The following is a 16,530-nucleotide window of genomic DNA, read 5'->3' on the forward strand; positions in this document are numbered from 1 at the left end:
GGGCTGAAAGTTCCGGGCTACTGCCGCAGCACTTTCATTCCGGCGGCGGACCGCGCAGGTTTCCTGGCCAATATCGAGGCCAACCGCCGCGCCATCGCCGATGCCGCCACGCTGGGCGCCAACAGTTTCGTCATGGTGGTGGGCGGGCTTCCCGCCGGCTCGAAGGACATCGCCGCAGCGCGCGCCCAGGTCGCGGAAGCAACCGCGGTGCTGCTCGAACACGGCAAGGCGCATGGTGTGAGAATAGCGCTCGAGCCCCTGCATCCGGTCTATGCGGCGGACCGTTCCTGCCTGTCGCTGGTCTCCGAGGCGCTGGCCATCTGTGATGCCATCGAAGGCAAGGCGGATGACCCGTGGCTGGGCGTCTGCCTCGACGTCTATCACATCTGGTGGGACCCCGGCCGCAGCGCGGCCATTGCGAGAGCCGGGGCAGAACGGCGCATCTTCGGCTTCCATGTCTGCGACTGGCTGGTGCCGACCGAGGACGTGCTCAACGATCGCGGCATGATGGGCGACGGGGTGATCGATGTGCCGCAGATCCGCGGCGAGGCAGAAGCGGCGGGCTATTCCGGCTTCATCGAGGTCGAGATTTTCTCGGCCAGGAACTGGTGGAAGCGCCCGATGCAGGAGACGCTTGAGATATGCCGCGCGCGGCTCTCTACAGCCAGTTGAGCGCGCGGAGCACTGATCCAGCCCTACAAACTCTCACTCACCCCCGGACTTGATCCGGGGGTCTTCCATGGGGGTGACGAAGAAGATGCCATGGTCGAGCCATGGCACGGTGAGAATAGCTGGGAAGAAGATTCTCTCAAGGCTCCCAGCGGCCGGCCATCCAGCTGGGGTTGATGGTGCGGCCCTGGCGCGTGCCGAGGGCGGAGATCGCCGCCATGGCTTCGGAAGACAGTTCAAGGGTCAGCGCCGCGATATTGGACAGAGCGTTCTCCCGTTTCGTCGTCATCGGGATGGCCACCACACCCTGCTGCATGATCCAGCGAAGCACCACTTCCGACGGCGGCCGGCCGAGCCTTGACGCGATGGCGGTGATGGCCGCGGGCTTCAGCGCCGCGCCGCGGGCCAGCGGTGAATAGGCCGACAGCACCATGCCCTGCTCCCGCGCGGTGGTGAGAACCGCGTTCTGGTCAAGCAGCGGGTGGAACTCCACCTGGTTGTTGACGAGGGTGCCGCCGCAGCGCTGCTGGGCGCGCCGCATCATGGCGGGCGAGAAATTGCTGACACCGATCGCCCTGGTGTTGCCCTTGGCGCGTTCCGCCATCAGCCGGTCGAGCGCGGCATCGAAGTCATCCTCCGCGGGCGGCCAGTGAATGAGCAGGAGATCGGCGGGGCAGCCGAGATCCTCCACCGAGCGGGCGACGCTGGCGGCGAACCGGGAGGCCCCCACATTGCCCGGATCAACCTTGGTGACCACGAAGACATCGCCGCGCGGCAGGCCTGACGACGCAACCGCGCGGCCAATCTCGCGCTCATTGCCATACATCTGCGCGGTATCGATGTGGCGGATGCCAAGATCGAGCGCCATGCGCACGGCGCGATAGGCGTCTTCGCCCATCAGCGGATAGGTGCCGAGCCCCAGGAGCGGGATGCCACCCGGCGCGGGCATGGAGATTGCGGTCATGGAAGGCTCCTATTTGATGACCAGCACCTTGGTGCGGTCCATGGTCACCGCCACGGCGGCCACCAGAATGACGCCGAAGACGATCTGCTGGGCGAACACGGAGACGCCCATGAAGGTCATGCCGATCCGCACCACCTGCACGATCAGCGCGCCCACGAAGGTGCGCCACACCGAGCCGACGCCACCGGTGATCGCCGTGCCGCCAACCACGATACAGGCGATCGCGGGCAGAAGGAATTCATTGGCAAGCGTGGGCGAGCCGGAGCCGAGGCGGGCCGCCATCACCACCCCCGCCACCCCCGCCATGGTGCCGGAGAGCGTATAGGCGGCGATCTTGATGCGGTCGACGTCGATGCCGGAAGCGATTACCGCGCGCTCCTGCGCACCAATTCCGCGAACCAGCCGGCCAAATGGCGTAAGCCCCAGCAGAAGACTGAGGATCAAAAGAAATACTACGCCCACCCAGATCTCATTGGGCACCCCGAAACTGTCGCCCACCGCCCAGAACAGATATTGCTGGCTGAGATCGCCCGGAATGTTGACGGAGCGGGTTTCGGAAAACCAGTAGCCCGCGCTCAGCACCACGCCGCTCACCGCCAGCGTGGCGATGAAGGATGGAATGCGCAGCTTGGTCGAGACATATCCGCCGAGGAAGCCTGCGATGATGCCACCGAGCACCGCGGCAGGGATGGCAAAGAAACCGAGATGCGGAAGGTAAACGGCGAGGATGCAGCTGGTCATCGAGGCCACCGCCTGCACCGAAAGGTCGATGCCGCCGATCATGATGACCAGCGTGACGCCGGACGCCATCAGGAACAGCGTCACAGTGTCCGCCGTCACTTCCAGAAAATTGCTGACCGACAGGAAGGTGGGGTCGTACAGGCCCACCGCCAGCACCAGGCCCGCCAGCACGATCAGCGGCAACAAGGCATCGTATCGTTTCAAGAAATCACTCATCTCACACCATGTGCCGCAACAATTCGACCTGTTGCGGCTTGCCGCCTTGCGGCGCCTCGAGCCTCGCAGTCACCGCGCCGTCACGCATCACCAGGATGCGGCTTGAAAGCCCGATCACCTCCTCCAGCGTATCGCCAAGGAGGATAATCGCAAGGCCCTCAGCGGTCATGTCGCGGATCAGGTCGTAGACGTCTTCCTTCGCACCCACATCGATCCCGCGCGTCGGATGATCGAGGATCAGCACCTTGACGCCGGCGATCCGCCACTTGGCCAGCACCACCTTCTGCTGGTTGCCGCCGGAGAGCGAGCCCACCATGGTGGAGGTGGACGGTGTTTTGATCTTTAGGCGGGAAATCCAGTCCTGCGCGGTCTGGCGCTCCTCGCCGAAGCGGATGGCGCCGGCGCCGGAGGTGAAGCGCGGCAGTGCCGCAAGCGTCATGTTTTCGGCAACGCTGAAGGGGGCCACCAGCCCCTCGACCTTGCGTTCGGCGGGCAGCAGGCCGACGCCCTCCTGGGTGGCGTCATGAGCGGAATGGAAATCCACCGTATGGCCAGCAATGCGCATGCTGCCGCGGCTCGGGCGGGCATGGCCCGCGAGGCAGCGCGCCAGGTCCTCGCGGCCGGAGCCCACGACGCCGGCGATGCCCAGTACCTCGCCCGCATGCAACTCGAAGCTCACATCCGCGAAAGACCCGTCCTTGCCTAAGCCCTCGCAGGACAGCACCACCTCGGGAGACGGCGTCGCCTGGCGGGCCTCGCGGTAATACTCATGGTGCAGCTGGCGGCCCACCATCAGCTGGTGCAGGTCCTTCACGGTGGCGCCAGCGGCGGGCAGCTCCTTGACCACCTTGCCGTCGCGCAGCACATAGACGCGGTCCGAAATGCCCAGAACCTCCTCCAGCCGGTGCGAGATGAACACGAAACTCGCCCGGTCGCGCAGGGACCGGATGATGTGGAACAGCAGGTCCACCTCTTTCTGTTCGAGAACCGATGTGGGCTCGTCGAGCAGCACGGTTACATGGCCCTTGATGCGGCTGTTGAGGGAGAGCGCCTTGGCGATTTCCACCATCTGGCGGGCCGCGAAGGAAAGATCGGCGCAGCGCATGCCGGGATCGATGTCGAGATGGACCTTCTTCAGCTCCTCGGCGGCGGCAGCCTTCATGCGTGACTTGGAGATCAGGCCGAAGCGCAGGAATTCCTCCTCGCGGCCGAGGAAGATGTTCTCAGCCACCGTCAGGGTCGGCAGGATCGACTGTTCCTGAAACACCATGGCGATGCCGGAATCGAAGGCCTGGCGCGGCGAAGCCACGCTCACCTTCTGGCCGTCGACATAGATGCCCCCGGAATCGGGCTGGTAGACGCCGTTGAGGATCTTGAGCAGCGTCGATTTTCCGGCGCCGTTTTCGCCCACGAGCCCCACCACCTCGCCGCGCTTGATGGCGAAGCTCACGTCGTCCAGCGCCTTGACGCCGGGAAACGACTTGGACACGCCACGGACTTCGAGCACGGGCGCCGTCATTTGACGACATCCAGCCGCGAACGGTCGAGCGCGAGGGCCACTGCGGCGATGATCAGCAGGCCCTGCACGCCCTTCTGCACATAGGGTTCGATGCCCATCAGCACCATGCCGTTGGCCAGCACGATGACGATGAACACGCCGATCACCGAATTGAGGACAGACCCCACGCCCCCCGACAGCGCGGTGCCGCCCACCACCACCGCGGTGATGGCGGTGAACAGCCGGTCCTGGGCGATCAGCGCGTGGCCGCGCCCGATCTGCGCCGCCGACAAGGCGCCGGCGAGTCCGTAAAACATGCCGGCGATACCGAAGATCAGGATGCGGGTGCGCTCCACCGGAATGCCGGAGTTGCGCGCCGTCTGCTCATCGGTGCCGATGGCATAGAGCCAGCGGCCGATGCGGGTGCGCTCCTGGATGACCCAGGCCACGGCCACCGCCACCGCGGCGATCCACACCGCCGCCGGAACATCGAACAGGCGGCCGAGCGACAGCCAGTTGCGGAAATCATTATCGGAAACGCGCACCATCACGCCGCCCAGAATGGCGGTGGCGATGCCGATGCCGGCAAAGCCGATGCCGAGCGTGGCCATGAAGGACGGAATCTTGAGTTTGACGTGCACGAGCCCGTTCAGCAGGCCGAGCAGGCCGCCCAGCAGGATTGCCGCCGGCACCGACCACAGGCCGATGGCCACGCCGGTGAGATCATTGGCCACCAGCATGCTGGCCGCCACCGCGCACAGCGCCACTGTGCCTTCGACGGAAAGGTCGATCGAGCCCATCAGGATGATGAAGGTGGCGCCCATGCAGATGACGAGGGGAATGGCCGCCGTGTTGAGCATGCGCACGGCATTGCCCAGCGAGAAGAAACTGGGATTGATGATCCCGACGACGATGCAGAGCCCGACCAGCACCGCGACCGGCGCCCAGCGCCGCCAGTGGCCCAGAAGCCCGCCGTTGGATATGGCGACAGACGCCAAGTCTTCCCCTCCGCTGTAACGCGAGGCCTAAAAATAGCCGGGCGCGGGGCGCCCGGCTAGTGTTCGGCGGTGAGGACCCTCAGCCGCGGTACTGGATCTGGCCGGTCGCCTTGCCCCACAGGTCGTTGAAGTCGACCTTCGGCGGGTTGCTCTTGTATTCGGCGACGTTGTCCTTGGTGACGATGATACCGGTGCCGTAGAACTCCCGGTGCTCCTTCGGCTCCTTGGTGATGTCGATCTTGCCGGTCACATGGGCATAGGGAATGGCCAGGCCCATGCCGCCGGTCCACAGCGGATCCCAGGCCACGGTGCCGGCGAATTCGCCCGCCTCGATCGCCGTCAGGGCCGCGTCGATGCCGTCGATGCCGACCACCGGAACCTTGCCGGCCAGGCCGTTCTGGCGGAGCGCCTCGAGGGCGCCCATGCCCATGCCGTCATTGGCCGCGAACACGCCCTTGATCTGGTCGCCGAAGCGGGTGAGCCAGGCCTGGGTGATTTCGAAAGCCTTCTGCTCGTTCCAGTCAGCCGGCTGGAAGTCGAGCAGCGTCACCTTGCCGTTGGTCTTGGCGATGGCATTGTCGAGGCCCAGCTTGCGCTCGATGGCCGGAACGTTGGACAGGATGCCGCCCAGCGCCACGATGCCGCCCTCGCCGCCGAAGGCCTTGAACAGTTCATTGGCGATCGCCTCGGCAGTCGGCACGCCGTCGAACGACATGTGCGCCACGTAGTTGGGGTCGTGATCCCACGGGTGAAGGTCATCCGGCTTGTTCCACTGCGTGACGACGAAGCCGCCCGCCTTTTGCACTTCCTCGACGATGACGCGGGCATCCGGCGAGTCATTGGGGTCGACGTTCAGAATGAGCTTGCCACCGGTGCGCTGCAGCAGTGCCTTGATGTCGGCGATACCCTTTTCGGAATTGCCCTCGGTGACCAGCACCTCGTACGTGGCACCGATCGACTTGGCGAAATCTTCTCCGCCCTTGGCAAAGGTCGCATGATAGGGGTTGGCGACCGAGCGCAGAGAGTTGGCGAATGTCCAGGTGGTTTCCTGGGCGATGGCCGGCATGGGGAAAGAGCCTCCCAGCGCGCCCGCCGCGACGGCGCCTGCCGAGCCTTTGAGCACTGCACGCCGGCTCAGCCTGTGCTTGCGCAGCATGTCATTCACGTTCTTAGCAGCCATGTGGACCTCCCGACTTTTTTGGCTTTACTGCACTAACTGGTTACTGCATTCTGCAGCCGTGTCAAGACCCCTTGAATGCGCCGGAGGGGCAAATATGGTGCGCTGGGGAATCAACGCCTTGCAGGATGTCTCATGCTGAAGAAGAAACGCGAGCCCATGCCACGCGATGCGGGCCAGACCCGCAAGCGTATCCTGGACGCGGCCACCGTGGAATTCGCGCGAAAGGGCCTGGGCGGAGCGCGCGTCGATGCCATCGCAGCCCGCGCGAAATCCAACAAGCGCATGATTTACCACTATTTCGGCAGCAAGGAGGATCTCTTCAGCGCCGTCCTTGAAAACGCCTATCTCGATATCCGTTCGGCCGAGCAGAGCCTAAAGCTCGAGGAATTGCCGCCCGAGGAGGCGATTGCACGGCTGGTCCGCTTCACCTGGAGCTACTATCTGGCGAACCCGGAGTTCCTGACTCTCGTCAACAGTGAAAACCTGCACCGCGCCAAGCACCTGAAGACATCCGAAGCCATCCGCCAGAGCAGCGGCCAACTGGTCGCCATGGTCGGACGCATTCTCGTGCGAGGTGTGAAGGCCGGCGTATTCCGTCGCGGCGTCGATCCCGTGCAGCTCAACATCACCATTGCCGCGATTGGCTACTATTACTTCACCAACCGCTATACCGGCGCGATCGTATATGAGCGTGACTTCATGGCGCCAGGCAATCTCGACGCCCGCCTCGCCTTCAATCTCGATACCATTCTCCGACTGCTCAAGAAGGACTGATGATGCAGCCAGCTTCCGCCATTCCCTTTCCGCGCCTGTCAGCCGACATCTATACCCAGATCGGCGACACGGCGCGGCGCTTTGCTGAAGCGCGCGTCAGGCCCATCGCGCAGGATCTCGACGAAACCGAGCGATTCCCGGCTGAACTGTATGCGGAGATGGCCGAGCTCGGTTTGTTCGGCATCACAGTTCCCGAGGCGTTCGGCGGCGCCGGCCTCGATGCACTGTCCTACGCCATTGTGATGGAAGAACTGTCACGCGGCTATGCCTCGGTTGCCGATCAGTGCGGGCTGGTCGAATTGATCGGCGCCCTGCTTTCGTTTCACGGCAGCGAGTCACAGCGAAAAGCCTATATGGCCGACGTTCTCGCCGTGCGTCGGCGCGTGGCCTATTGCATCACCGAGGCGGAAGCGGGCACTGATGTTTCTGGCATCCGCACCACGGCAGTGCGTGACGGCGCAGGCTGGCGGCTGTCGGGCTCCAAGATATGGATTCACAACGCGCCGGTTGCCGATATCGGCTTCGTGCTGGCCCGAACCGATCCCGAGGCTGGCCATCGCGGCATGTCAATCTTCATCGTTGACCTTCACGCAGACGGTGTGTCGCGCGGCAAGAAGGAACACAAGATGGGCCAGCGCGCCTCCCCGGTTGGGGCCTTGCATTTTGATGGCGTGGCGCTTGCCGATGATGCACTGCTCGGGGCCCTGAACCGCGGTTTCCACATCATGATGAGCGTGCTCGATAAGGGCCGCATCGGCATCGGCGCGCTGGCGGTTGGCATCGCGCAGGCAGGGCTCGAGGCGGCGCTCGAATATGCCAGGACACGGCGCCAGTTCGGCCGCGCGATTTCCGAAAACCAGGGGCTGCAATGGATGCTGGCTGACATGCAGAAGGACATCACGGCCGCACGCGCGCTGGTTCAGCGAGCGGCAATGGTAATGGACTCCGGCGCCTCTGCCACCATCGATTGCTCGATTGCCAAGTGCTTTGCAGGCGACACCGCCGTGCAGCACACGGCCAATGCGGTGCAGATCTTCGGTGGCTCTGGCTATATCCGGGGCTTTGAGGTCGAACGGCTCTACCGCGACGCAAAGATCACCCAGATCTATGAAGGAACGAACCAGATCCAGCGCAGCATCATTGCACGCGAACTGCTGAAGGCCTGAGATGAACCCGTTCCAGCAGACGATCGGCGCAACTGTCTCGACGTCCAAGACGGTGGGCGAAAGCGACGTTTATCTTTTTGCGGGGATCACCGGCGATTTCTCGCCCAATCACGTCGATGAGGTGGCCATGGCGGCCACCCCCTATGGCGGCCGGATTGCGCATGGGGCGCTGCTGGTGGGCTATATGTCGCGCGCGTCCACCCTCATCACCGACCAATGCGCTGCGCTGATGGAGGAACATTACCCGGTCTCGCTGGGTTATGACCGCATTCGCTTTCTCGAGGGCGTCAAAATTGGCGATACGATTACCGTGAGCTACAAGATCCAATCTGCCGATCCGGACCGCATGCGCACCGTCGCCGCAGTTGCCATTCACAACCAGCAAGGCACATGTTGCGCGGTCGCAACACACATCATGCGCTGGCTCAAGCGGCAAGGCTCATGAGACATACTCACCGCCCGGCATTGGCATCTCGTTGCGCTCCCGGCGGAAGATCGCCGGGGGCAGCGGCGGCTTGCCAGCCACCAGGTCAGCCGCTTTCTCGCCGATCATGATGGTAGGGGCATTGGTATTCGAGGAATTGATGAGCGGCATGATCGAGGAATCGCACACGCGAAGTCCCTCGAGGCCTCTCACCTTGAGTTCGGGATTCACCACGGCCATGGCATCATGGCCCATCTTGCAGGTGCCGACAGGATGATGGTCGGTCTTGGCCATGCGGCAGGCATAATCGAACAGCGCCTCCCGGTCGCGGACGTCCGGACCCGGCAGGATTTCGGCTCGGACGAACGGCTTCAGCGCAGGCTGCGCCATGATCTCGCGTGCCAGCGCAAGCCCCTTGAGAGACATCTCCAGGTCATAGGGAGCCGACCAGTAGTTGGGGTCGATCAGCGGAGCGGCCTTCGGGTCAGCGCTGGCAAGTCGGACCGTACCCCGCGACAAGGGCCTCATGAAAGCGGAGTTGAGCGTCACTCCCGGGTTTTTGAGGGTCGCAATCCCTGCCTCGATTCCGGACCCCTGCCCGAGGTGGAACTGAATGTCGGGCGAACGCGCGGTGGGGTCGGCATACCAGAAGCCTCCCGTTTCAAACAGCGAGGAGGCAACCGGGCCTTGCCTGAACAGCAGATACTGAAGGCCGGCCATGAGCATCCGATGCGGCCGCTTCATGCTGTCATAGGAATGATCGCCCGTGCATTCGCAGAGCACGCAGATATCGATGTGGTCCTGAAGGTTGGCGCCGACACCGGGCAGGTCATGCACCACCGGAACACCGACGCTGCGCAGATGACCGGCCGGCCCGATGCCCGACAGCAGCAGAAGCCTGGGAGAGCCGATGGCCCCCGACGTCAGCAGGACCTCGCGTTCGCAACCGATGATGGTCTTGCTGCCGTCCGCCGCGGCGATTTCCACGCCAGTCGCACGACCCTTCTCAATCACGATCCGCAAGACTTCAACGCCATGGCGGATGGTGAGGTTGGGCCGGCCGCGGGCGGGATCAAGAAAGGCGGTCACGGCGGACGATCTTCGCGCATGCCTCTGGGTGAGTTGATAATAGCCCACGCCACCCTGTGTCTGGCCGTTGAAGTCCGGATTGTAGGGAAGTCCCGCCTGCTGTGCCGCACGGATGAAGGCATCGCAGACCGGCAGCGTCGCGCGCGGCATGGACACACCAAGCGGTCCGTCGACACCATGGTAGTCATCATTGAACCGCTCGTTGCCTTCGGCTCGCTTGAAATAGGGCAGGACATCACGATAGCCCCAGCCCTCGCAGCCGGCCTCGTCGCGCCAGGCGTCGAAGTCCCTCGCATTGCCACGGGTGTAGATCTGGGCGTTGATCGTGGAGCCGCCACCCAGCACTTTCGCCTGCGTGAACCACAACACCCGGTCCCGCATGTGGCGCTGCGGAACCGTCGACCAGCCCCACGAGGCGATGCCCTTGGTCATCTTGGCGAAACCCGCCGGCCAGTGGAACAGATAGTGCGAGTCGGGCCCGCCAGCCTCGAGCACAAGCACCCTGATTGCCGGGTCCTCGGTCAGTCGCGCCGCCAGCACGCAGCCCGCCGGGCCCGCACCCGAAATGATGTAGTCATAGGCTGCCTGCACGCCTGCCTCCCACACACAAGCCCGATCCACCGATCCGTCTCGACAGATGCAGTACTTTGTGCGTTCCTGCCAATACGGACAATCCAATCAGTGAAGGAGATTGTACATGTCAGCCATTAACATCCGCAAGTTCGGCCGCATCGGCTTCGACATCACTGACATGGGCTTTGGCGCTGCACCGATCGGTAATTTCCTGAGGCCGATCCCTGAAACCGAAGCCGGCGCCATGATCGACCGCGCCTGGGAGGCCGGCATGCGCTACTTCGACACCGCGCCATACTACGGACACGGACTGTCCGAACTTCGGCTGGGCCATTACCTGCGCTGGAAGCCGCGCCGCGACTATGTAATCTCGAGCAAGGTGGGGCGGGTGCTGACGGCAGCGCGCCGCGAGGACATCGACTTCAAGCCCTGGGTGGATGGCGCCGCCTTCAAGAGCCGCTTCGACTATTCCTATGACGGCACGATGCGAAGCTTCGAGGACTCGCTGCAGCGGCTGGGGCTCGAATACATCGACATCCTGTTCATCCACGACGCCGACGTGTTCACCCACGGCGTTGAGATGCAGAAGGTCTATTTCCGCCAGGCCATGGACGGCTGCTACCGCGCCCTCATCAAGTTGCGCGAGCAGGGCCTCGTCAAGGCGATCGGCGTCGGCGTCAACAACTGGGAAGTGATGCTGGACTTCATGCAGGCGGGCGACTTCGATACCCTGCTGGTGGCAGGGCGCTATACGCTGCTCGAGCAGGACGCGCTCAACGAGCTGCTTCCGCTGTGCGAGCGCCGCGGCACCGCGATCGTTATCGGCGGCGGCTTCAACGGCGGCATCCTTGCCACCGGCGCGGTGCCGGGGGCCAAGTGGAACTATGCGCCCGCTCCTGCTCACATCATGGAAAAGGTCAGGAGGATCGAGGCCGTCTGCGCGCGATACAAAGTGCCGCTGGCCGCCGCCGCGCTGCAGTTCCTGCTGGCCCACCCGGCGGTCGCCTCGCATGTACCGGGCACGCGGACGGTGGAACAGATGGATCAGAACCTGGCGCTCGTCGCGCATCCCATCCCGAAGGCCTTCTGGCAGGAACTGAAATCGGAAGGCCTCGTGCGTCAGGATGCGCCGGTTCCCGCCTGAAGCCGGAAGGCTTGCTTGCCTGTCTTGCTTTCATCGACACCAGCGCCGGCATCATGATGGCTTGAAGCGCCGCAGCCTGAGGGCATTTCCAACCACGAAGAGGCTCGACAGCGCCATGGCCCCCGCCGCAATCATCGGCGACAGCAGCGGGCCGTTCAAAGGATACAGCACGCCGGCCGCCACGGGGATCAGAGCCACGTTGTAACCGAAGGCCCAGAACAGATTTTCGCGAATGTTGCGCAACGTGGCACGCGATAGGCCGATCGCCGCTGACACCGCGGTCAGGTCTCCTGACATGAGCACGATGTCAGCACTTTCGATCGCCACATCCGTGCCTGTGCCAACGGCAATCCCGACATCGGCGGCAGCGAGCGCAGGAGCATCGTTGATGCCATCGCCAACGAAGGCCAGCGGCTGGCCCGCAGCAAGACGTCGGATCGCGTCGAGCTTCCCCTCCGGCAGAACCTCGGCCACGACATCATCGATCCCGAGGCTGCGCGCTACCGCCGCTGCGCTCTGCCGGGTGTCGCCGGTAATCATGGCCGTTCGCAGACCCATCTTCCGCAAGGCGGCAACTGCGGCAGCGCTCGATGGCTTGACCTGGTCAGACACCGCCATGATGGCAAGCGGCCGGCCTCTGTCAGCGACATAGACGATGGTCTTGGCCTCTGCGGCAAGCCTGCTTGCGGTCGCGGCAAAGCAGGAAACGTCGACCCCGAGCTGAGCCATGTAGCGTGAGGCGCCGACAGCGACGGTCCGTCCATTGCAGTGGCCGACGGCGCCATGGCCCGGCACGGCCTCGAACCCGTCGATGTCAGGAAGCACGAGGCCACGCGCCTGTGCCGCAGCCACGATGGCGGTCGCAACGGGATGCTCGGAGCGCGCCTCCACCGCTGCTGCAAGCGCCAGCGCTTCATGGTCTGCAGATCCCGCTGCCACTTCGAGATCGGTGAGTTCAGGCCGGCCTTTGGTCAGGGTACCGGTCTTGTCGAATGCCACGATCCGCACGGAACGCAGGCTCTCGAGCGCCTCGCCGTTACGGAACAGGACACCCAGCTCCGCGGCCCGGCCGGTGCCCACCATGATCGACGTTGGCGTGGCGAGACCCATCGCGCAAGGGCAGGCAATGATCAGGACCGCCACGGCATTGACCAGCGCAAAGCTCAGCGCAGGGTCCGGCCCCAGCGTGAGCCATGCCAGAAAAGTCACAATCGCGGTCAGCATGACCGCAGGCACGAACCAGGCGGTGATACGATCAACCTGCGCCTGGATGGGCAATTTGGCACCCTGGGCACGCTCGACGAGTTGGATGATCTGGGCCAGCACCGTGTCCTCTCCGACCCGTGTCGCACGATAGCTGAGACTACCCGTCTTGTTGATGGTGCCGCCGACCACCTCATCCCCCGGACCGCGCTGCACGGGGACCGGCTCGCCAGTGATCATCGCCTGGTCGACGAAGGATGAACCCGCCAGCACCAAGCCATCAACGGGCAGCCGCTCACCCGGGCGAACATGAACGATGTCGCCAGCCAGCACCTCAGTCACGAGGCGGTCGGCGATGGCTCCTGCACGCTCGATGCGCGCCGTCTTCGGTTGCAGGCTGACCAGCCTCTGAATGGCGGCCCCTGCCCGGCCCTTGGCGCGCACTTCCATCAGGCGCCCGACCAGCACCAGCGTCACGATCACGGCGGCGGACTCGAAATAGACCTGCGCAGTTCCAGGCGGCAGCCATGCCGGGTTGAACGTCGATACCACGGAATAAGCCCACGCGGCCGTCGCACCCATCACCACCAACGCATTCATGTCGGGCGCGAGGCGGGCCAGTGCCGGCAGGCCGGCGCGGTAGAAACGCAGACCGGGCCCGAACAGAACCGCCGTTGCAAGGCCAAGATAGACGAGATGCACATTGAAGGATCCAAGTCCGTGCAGCCACTGAGCATACGCCGGCACCAGATGGCCACCCATCTCGGCAATGAAGAGCGGAAGTGTGAGCACCGCCGCGACCAGCACATCCCGGCGCAGCCTTCGTTCATCCTCCGCCTTTGCGGACTGCTGGGAATATCGGCCCGCTGCACCATTCAGCAGCTGCGAGCTGTAGCCTGCGGCACGAATGGCGGAATCGAGGCGCGACACCGGTGTTCCGCCCACGACCGAAACGAGCGCGCGCTCGGTTGCGGGATTGACAGCAGCCGAGATCACGCCGGGCACGCCGGTGAGCGCGGCCTCAACGCGACGCACGCAGGCTGCGCAAGTCATGCCACCGATGCCAAGCTGCAGCGTCTCGCTGGCAACCCCGTAGCCCGCCTGCCGGACGGCAGCGATCACCGCGGCTGTGTCCTGCTCTCCCGCAAACGTCACGGTGGCCTGTTCCGAGGCCAGATTGACCGTCGCGCCAGCAACGCCCGGCACGCTTGAGATGGCTTTTTCCACGCGCCTCACGCACGAGGCGCAGGTCATGCCTGTGACGGGAACATTGAGACGATATGGTCGGGGCAGCTCTGTCATGGCGGGGCAGCCCCGTCACTGGAACTGAGCTGATTAGACGATGGGAGGCTCGCTGCCGGAATTCAAGCCCCGATCTGTGCGATGGCTGCATGGCTCTCTGTTCCCGGTTTCGTAGGCAGATGCCGCTGCTTTCAGCTAAGGTTGGCCCCAAGCATGGAGACCTGCCTAATGAAACTCATCGTTCCTGACCTGAGCTGCGGCCATTGTGTCAGTACCGTGACCCAGGCGATCAAGGCCCTCGACCCAAACGCCGACGTCGAGGCCGATCTGGCCGCCAGGACGGTGCGTGCCGCAACCACCGCCAGCGCCGAGGCCGTCACTGCAGCGCTCGCCCGGCTGGGCTATCCGAGCCGGCCGGCCTGAGCAAGTTTCCGTTTCCCGATTACAGGAACTTCGGCTAGGTTCCGCGCGTCGTCAGTGGAGTTGCCGTGCATCAGGAGCAGCCTTTTCAGCCCGACGAGTCGGCAGACAAGCCCGCGAAGCCTCGTCGGCTTTCCGAAATCGTGAAGTCGATCAGCACCGCCGGCGACCTGACCATCGGACAGCTCGTGGATTCGCTGGGCGAGCGTGCCTTCGGCGCGCTGATGTTCATTTTCGCCGTACCCAACATAATTCCGACACCGCCCGGAACCTCGGCCATTCTCGGCCTGCCGCTGGTCATTCTCACCTGGCAGGTCCTCATCGGCCGACAGTCGCTGTGGCTGCCGGCACTGGTGCGCGAACGCCGCATTTCACGCGACATGCTGCAAACATTCGTGAACAAGGTGACACCGGTGATGACGAGGCTGGAGCGTGTCCTGCGTCCACGGCTGAGCCTGATCGTCAACTCGAACGCAGCCGAGCGGGCGATCGGCCTCGTAGCCTTTCCGCTTGCCCTCATTCTGTTCCTGCCCATTCCATTCGGCAACATCATGCCGGCGGCGGCCATTGCGTGTCTGGCACTGGGGCTTGCCGAACGCGACGGTCTGGCGGTCGGCTTCGGCTATGTCCTGTCACTGGCATCAGTGGCGGTTCTGGCGGCCGTGTCGTCGGCGCTCTACATTGCGGTTGTTGCGTTCTTCAGGGCGCTGTTCGGTCTGTAGCGGAGCGGCCAGCTTCCCCTTGTCCGGCAATCCTGCTATCGGCCTCATCTGAATGCCCAATCCGAAGGAAACGTGCCGTGTCCACTCCCGTTATGACCGTGATGACCGCAGCTGTGCGCAAGGCGGCCCGCAGCCTGCAGCGCGACTATGGCGAGCTAGCCCAGTTGCAGGTGGCGCAGAAGGCGCCGGGAGACTTCGTGACAATCGCCGACAAGCGCTGTGACAAGCTGCTGCGCGAAGAACTGTCGAAGGCTCGGCCGGGCTACGCCTTTCTCACCGAGGAAACCGGGGTGGTTCAGGGCAGCGATCCTGATCACCGTTTCATCATTGACCCGATCGACGGCACCATGAACTTCATGCACGCAGTGCCTATGTTTGCAATCACTGTCGCGCTTGAGCGCAAGGACGAGATCGTCGCCGCGATCACTTACAATCCGATCACCGACGAGATGTATTCGGCGGAGAAAGGCAGCGGCGCCTTTCTCAACAACAAGCGTCTGCGCGTTGCCCAGCGTCGCGATATTCACGATGCCCTGGTGAGCTATGAGCTGCCGCACCGCGGCGGCAAGGACCTGGCCCTGTCGCGCGCCGAGATTTCGGTGCTGCAGCAGCATGTGGTCGGCATCCGCAGCCCCGGCTCTGCGGCGCTGTCGCTTGCCTATGTCGCGGCCGGCCGCTTCGACGCCATGATCTGCCGCAACATTCACCCGTGGGACATGGCTGCCGGAATTCTGATCGTGCGAGAGGCCGGCGGCTTCAGCGCTGACCCCGACGGCGATCGCAACCCCATGGAAACGGGCCACATCATTGCCGCCAACGCCGACCTGCTGCCGCAATTCAAGTCTGCACTGAGCAGGGCGCGTGCCGCCTGACACCCGAACGATCGGAGGAGAGCGTTGAGCGACCTTCACTGGAAATCTGCAGCAAAGCTTGTCAAGGGTTATGCGAAGCGCCTGTTCTCGCCGGTCGAAGTCACGGCGAGCTGCCTGCAGCAGATTGAACGGCACGACAAGACCCTCAACGCCATGGTGCATGTCCGGCCAGAGGAAGCGCTTGCAGCGGCACGGGCGAGCGAGAACCGCTGGCTCAGGGGTGAGCCCCAGGGCCCGGTCGATGGCGTACCCTGTCTCGTGAAAGACCTGCTGCTGGTGCGCGGCTGGCCCACCCTGCGCGGGTCCCGCACTGTCGATCCCAATCAGCCCTGGGACCAGGACGCGCCAAGCGTGGCGCGATTGCGGTCATCGGGAGCGGTTTTCCTTGGCGCCACCACCACGCCGGAATTTGGCTGGAAGGGTGTGACAGATTCGCCGCTTACCGGCATCACGCGCAACCCGTGGGACACGACGAAGACAGCCGGCGGTTCGTCGGGCGGGTCGTCTGCCGCGGCAGCGGCGGGCTATGCGCCCTTGACACTCGGCACCGATGGCGGCGGCTCGATCCGAATACCAGCCGGTTTCACCGGCATCTTTGGCCATAAGCCGTCCTTCGGGCGGGTTCCGGCCTGGCC

General features: G+C 64.2%; 16 protein-coding genes. 9 read left to right on the forward strand and 7 right to left on the reverse strand.

Features of this window, described 5'->3' with window-relative positions; translation table 11 throughout:
• The coding region (locus ACILRN_RS09420) for a sugar phosphate isomerase/epimerase family protein (protein WP_395687653.1) at window positions 1–672 on the forward strand (672 nt) is incomplete at its 5' end.
• Window positions 673–808: 136 nt separating this feature from the next.
• Here ACILRN_RS09420 and ACILRN_RS09425 read toward each other — a convergent pair.
• From ACILRN_RS09425 to ACILRN_RS09445, 5 genes are all read right to left on the reverse strand, one after another.
• On the reverse strand, window positions 809–1,633 hold the full coding sequence (locus ACILRN_RS09425) for an aldo/keto reductase (RefSeq protein ID WP_395687654.1): 825 nt from the start codon (window positions 1,631–1,633) through the stop codon (window positions 809–811).
• Between the two features lie 9 nt (window positions 1,634–1,642).
• Window positions 1,643–2,578 (reverse strand): ABC transporter permease, encoded by a 936-nt coding sequence (locus ACILRN_RS09430; RefSeq protein ID WP_395687656.1) that lies wholly within the window; start codon window positions 2,576–2,578, stop codon window positions 1,643–1,645.
• 13 nt (window positions 2,579–2,591) lie between these two features.
• Window positions 2,592–4,109, reverse strand: a complete 1,518-nt coding sequence (locus tag ACILRN_RS09435) for a sugar ABC transporter ATP-binding protein (protein ID WP_395687658.1) — start codon at window positions 4,107–4,109, stop codon at window positions 2,592–2,594.
• Window positions 4,106–5,086, reverse strand: coding sequence for an ABC transporter permease (locus tag ACILRN_RS09440; protein ID WP_395687660.1), 981 nt, complete (start codon window positions 5,084–5,086; stop codon window positions 4,106–4,108). The genes ACILRN_RS09435 and ACILRN_RS09440 overlap by 4 nt, the downstream gene beginning before the upstream one ends.
• Window positions 5,087–5,165: 79 nt before the next feature.
• Window positions 5,166–6,266, reverse strand: coding sequence for a sugar ABC transporter substrate-binding protein (locus ACILRN_RS09445; RefSeq protein WP_395687662.1), 1,101 nt, complete (start codon window positions 6,264–6,266; stop codon window positions 5,166–5,168).
• A 132-nt stretch (window positions 6,267–6,398) separates the two neighbouring features.
• Between ACILRN_RS09445 and ACILRN_RS09450 the strand changes: the two genes are divergently transcribed.
• The 3 genes from ACILRN_RS09450 to ACILRN_RS09460 are packed head-to-tail and all read left to right on the forward strand — an operon-like array spanning window position 6,399 to window position 8,651.
• Window positions 6,399–7,040: a TetR/AcrR family transcriptional regulator gene (locus ACILRN_RS09450; protein WP_395687664.1), complete on the forward strand. Its 642-nt coding sequence runs from the start codon at window positions 6,399–6,401 to the stop codon at window positions 7,038–7,040.
• Complete coding sequence (locus tag ACILRN_RS09455) at window positions 7,040–8,206, forward strand: acyl-CoA dehydrogenase family protein (protein WP_395687666.1); 1,167 nt, start codon at window positions 7,040–7,042, stop codon at window positions 8,204–8,206. The genes ACILRN_RS09450 and ACILRN_RS09455 overlap by 1 nt, the downstream gene beginning before the upstream one ends.
• Before the next feature lies 1 nt (window position 8,207).
• The gene (locus tag ACILRN_RS09460; RefSeq protein ID WP_395687668.1) at window positions 8,208–8,651 is read left to right on the forward strand and encodes a MaoC family dehydratase; all 444 of its coding nucleotides are present in this window, start codon (window positions 8,208–8,210) and stop codon (window positions 8,649–8,651) included.
• Here ACILRN_RS09460 and ACILRN_RS09465 read toward each other — a convergent pair.
• On the reverse strand, window positions 8,646–10,310 hold the full coding sequence (locus tag ACILRN_RS09465; protein WP_395687669.1) for a GMC family oxidoreductase: 1,665 nt from the start codon (window positions 10,308–10,310) through the stop codon (window positions 8,646–8,648). The two genes, ACILRN_RS09460 and ACILRN_RS09465, sit on opposite strands and share 6 nt — an antisense overlap.
• A gap of 106 nt (window positions 10,311–10,416) precedes the next feature.
• Here ACILRN_RS09465 and ACILRN_RS09470 point away from each other — a divergent pair, with 106 nt between their 5' ends.
• Entirely contained in the window at window positions 10,417–11,436 is a 1,020-nt protein-coding gene (locus ACILRN_RS09470; protein ID WP_395687670.1) for an aldo/keto reductase, read from the forward strand.
• 51 nt (window positions 11,437–11,487) lie between these two features.
• On the opposite strand, the gene ACILRN_RS09475 is transcribed toward ACILRN_RS09470, so the two are convergent.
• On the reverse strand, window positions 11,488–13,941 hold the full coding sequence (locus ACILRN_RS09475; RefSeq protein ID WP_395687672.1) for a heavy metal translocating P-type ATPase: 2,454 nt from the start codon (window positions 13,939–13,941) through the stop codon (window positions 11,488–11,490).
• Window positions 13,942–14,109: 168 nt separating this feature from the next.
• On the opposite strand from ACILRN_RS09475, the gene ACILRN_RS09480 reads away from it, so the two are divergent.
• The 4 genes from ACILRN_RS09480 to ACILRN_RS09495 form a co-directional block, all read left to right on the forward strand.
• Window positions 14,110–14,304 carry a heavy-metal-associated domain-containing protein gene (locus ACILRN_RS09480; RefSeq protein ID WP_395687674.1) on the forward strand — a complete coding sequence of 65 codons (195 nt, stop codon included), beginning with the start codon at window positions 14,110–14,112 and terminating at the stop codon, window positions 14,302–14,304.
• A 65-nt stretch (window positions 14,305–14,369) separates the two neighbouring features.
• Window positions 14,370–15,023, forward strand: a complete 654-nt coding sequence (locus ACILRN_RS09485; protein ID WP_395687676.1) for an exopolysaccharide biosynthesis protein — start codon at window positions 14,370–14,372, stop codon at window positions 15,021–15,023.
• A 77-nt stretch (window positions 15,024–15,100) separates the two neighbouring features.
• Complete coding sequence (locus ACILRN_RS09490; RefSeq protein ID WP_395687678.1) at window positions 15,101–15,895, forward strand: inositol monophosphatase family protein; 795 nt, start codon at window positions 15,101–15,103, stop codon at window positions 15,893–15,895.
• A gap of 24 nt (window positions 15,896–15,919) precedes the next feature.
• Window positions 15,920–16,530: amidase family protein (locus ACILRN_RS09495; protein ID WP_395687679.1), on the forward strand; the 611-nt coding region annotated here is incomplete at its 3' end.

The sequence above is a fragment of the Aestuariivirga sp. genome, assembly GCF_044238155.1.
Lineage (GTDB): Bacteria > Pseudomonadota > Alphaproteobacteria > Rhizobiales > Aestuariivirgaceae > Aestuariivirga.

Coding starts and splice junctions, on each gene's coding strand:
- ACILRN_RS09425 (WP_395687654.1), bottom strand. CDS start 1,633: ATGACCGCAATCTCCATGCCCGCGCCGGGTGGCATCCCGCTCCTGGGG.
- ACILRN_RS09435 (WP_395687658.1), bottom strand. CDS start 4,109: ATGACGGCGCCCGTGCTCGAAGTCCGTGGCGTGTCCAAGTCGTTTCCC.
- ACILRN_RS09445 (WP_395687662.1), bottom strand. CDS start 6,266: ATGGCTGCTAAGAACGTGAATGACATGCTGCGCAAGCACAGGCTGAGC.
- ACILRN_RS09450 (WP_395687664.1), top strand. CDS start 6,399: ATGCTGAAGAAGAAACGCGAGCCCATGCCACGCGATGCGGGCCAGACC.
- ACILRN_RS09455 (WP_395687666.1), top strand. CDS start 7,040: ATGATGCAGCCAGCTTCCGCCATTCCCTTTCCGCGCCTGTCAGCCGAC.
- ACILRN_RS09460 (WP_395687668.1), top strand. CDS start 8,208: ATGAACCCGTTCCAGCAGACGATCGGCGCAACTGTCTCGACGTCCAAG.
- ACILRN_RS09470 (WP_395687670.1), top strand. CDS start 10,417: ATGTCAGCCATTAACATCCGCAAGTTCGGCCGCATCGGCTTCGACATC.
- ACILRN_RS09475 (WP_395687672.1), bottom strand. CDS start 13,941: ATGACAGAGCTGCCCCGACCATATCGTCTCAATGTTCCCGTCACAGGC.
- ACILRN_RS09480 (WP_395687674.1), top strand. CDS start 14,110: ATGAAACTCATCGTTCCTGACCTGAGCTGCGGCCATTGTGTCAGTACC.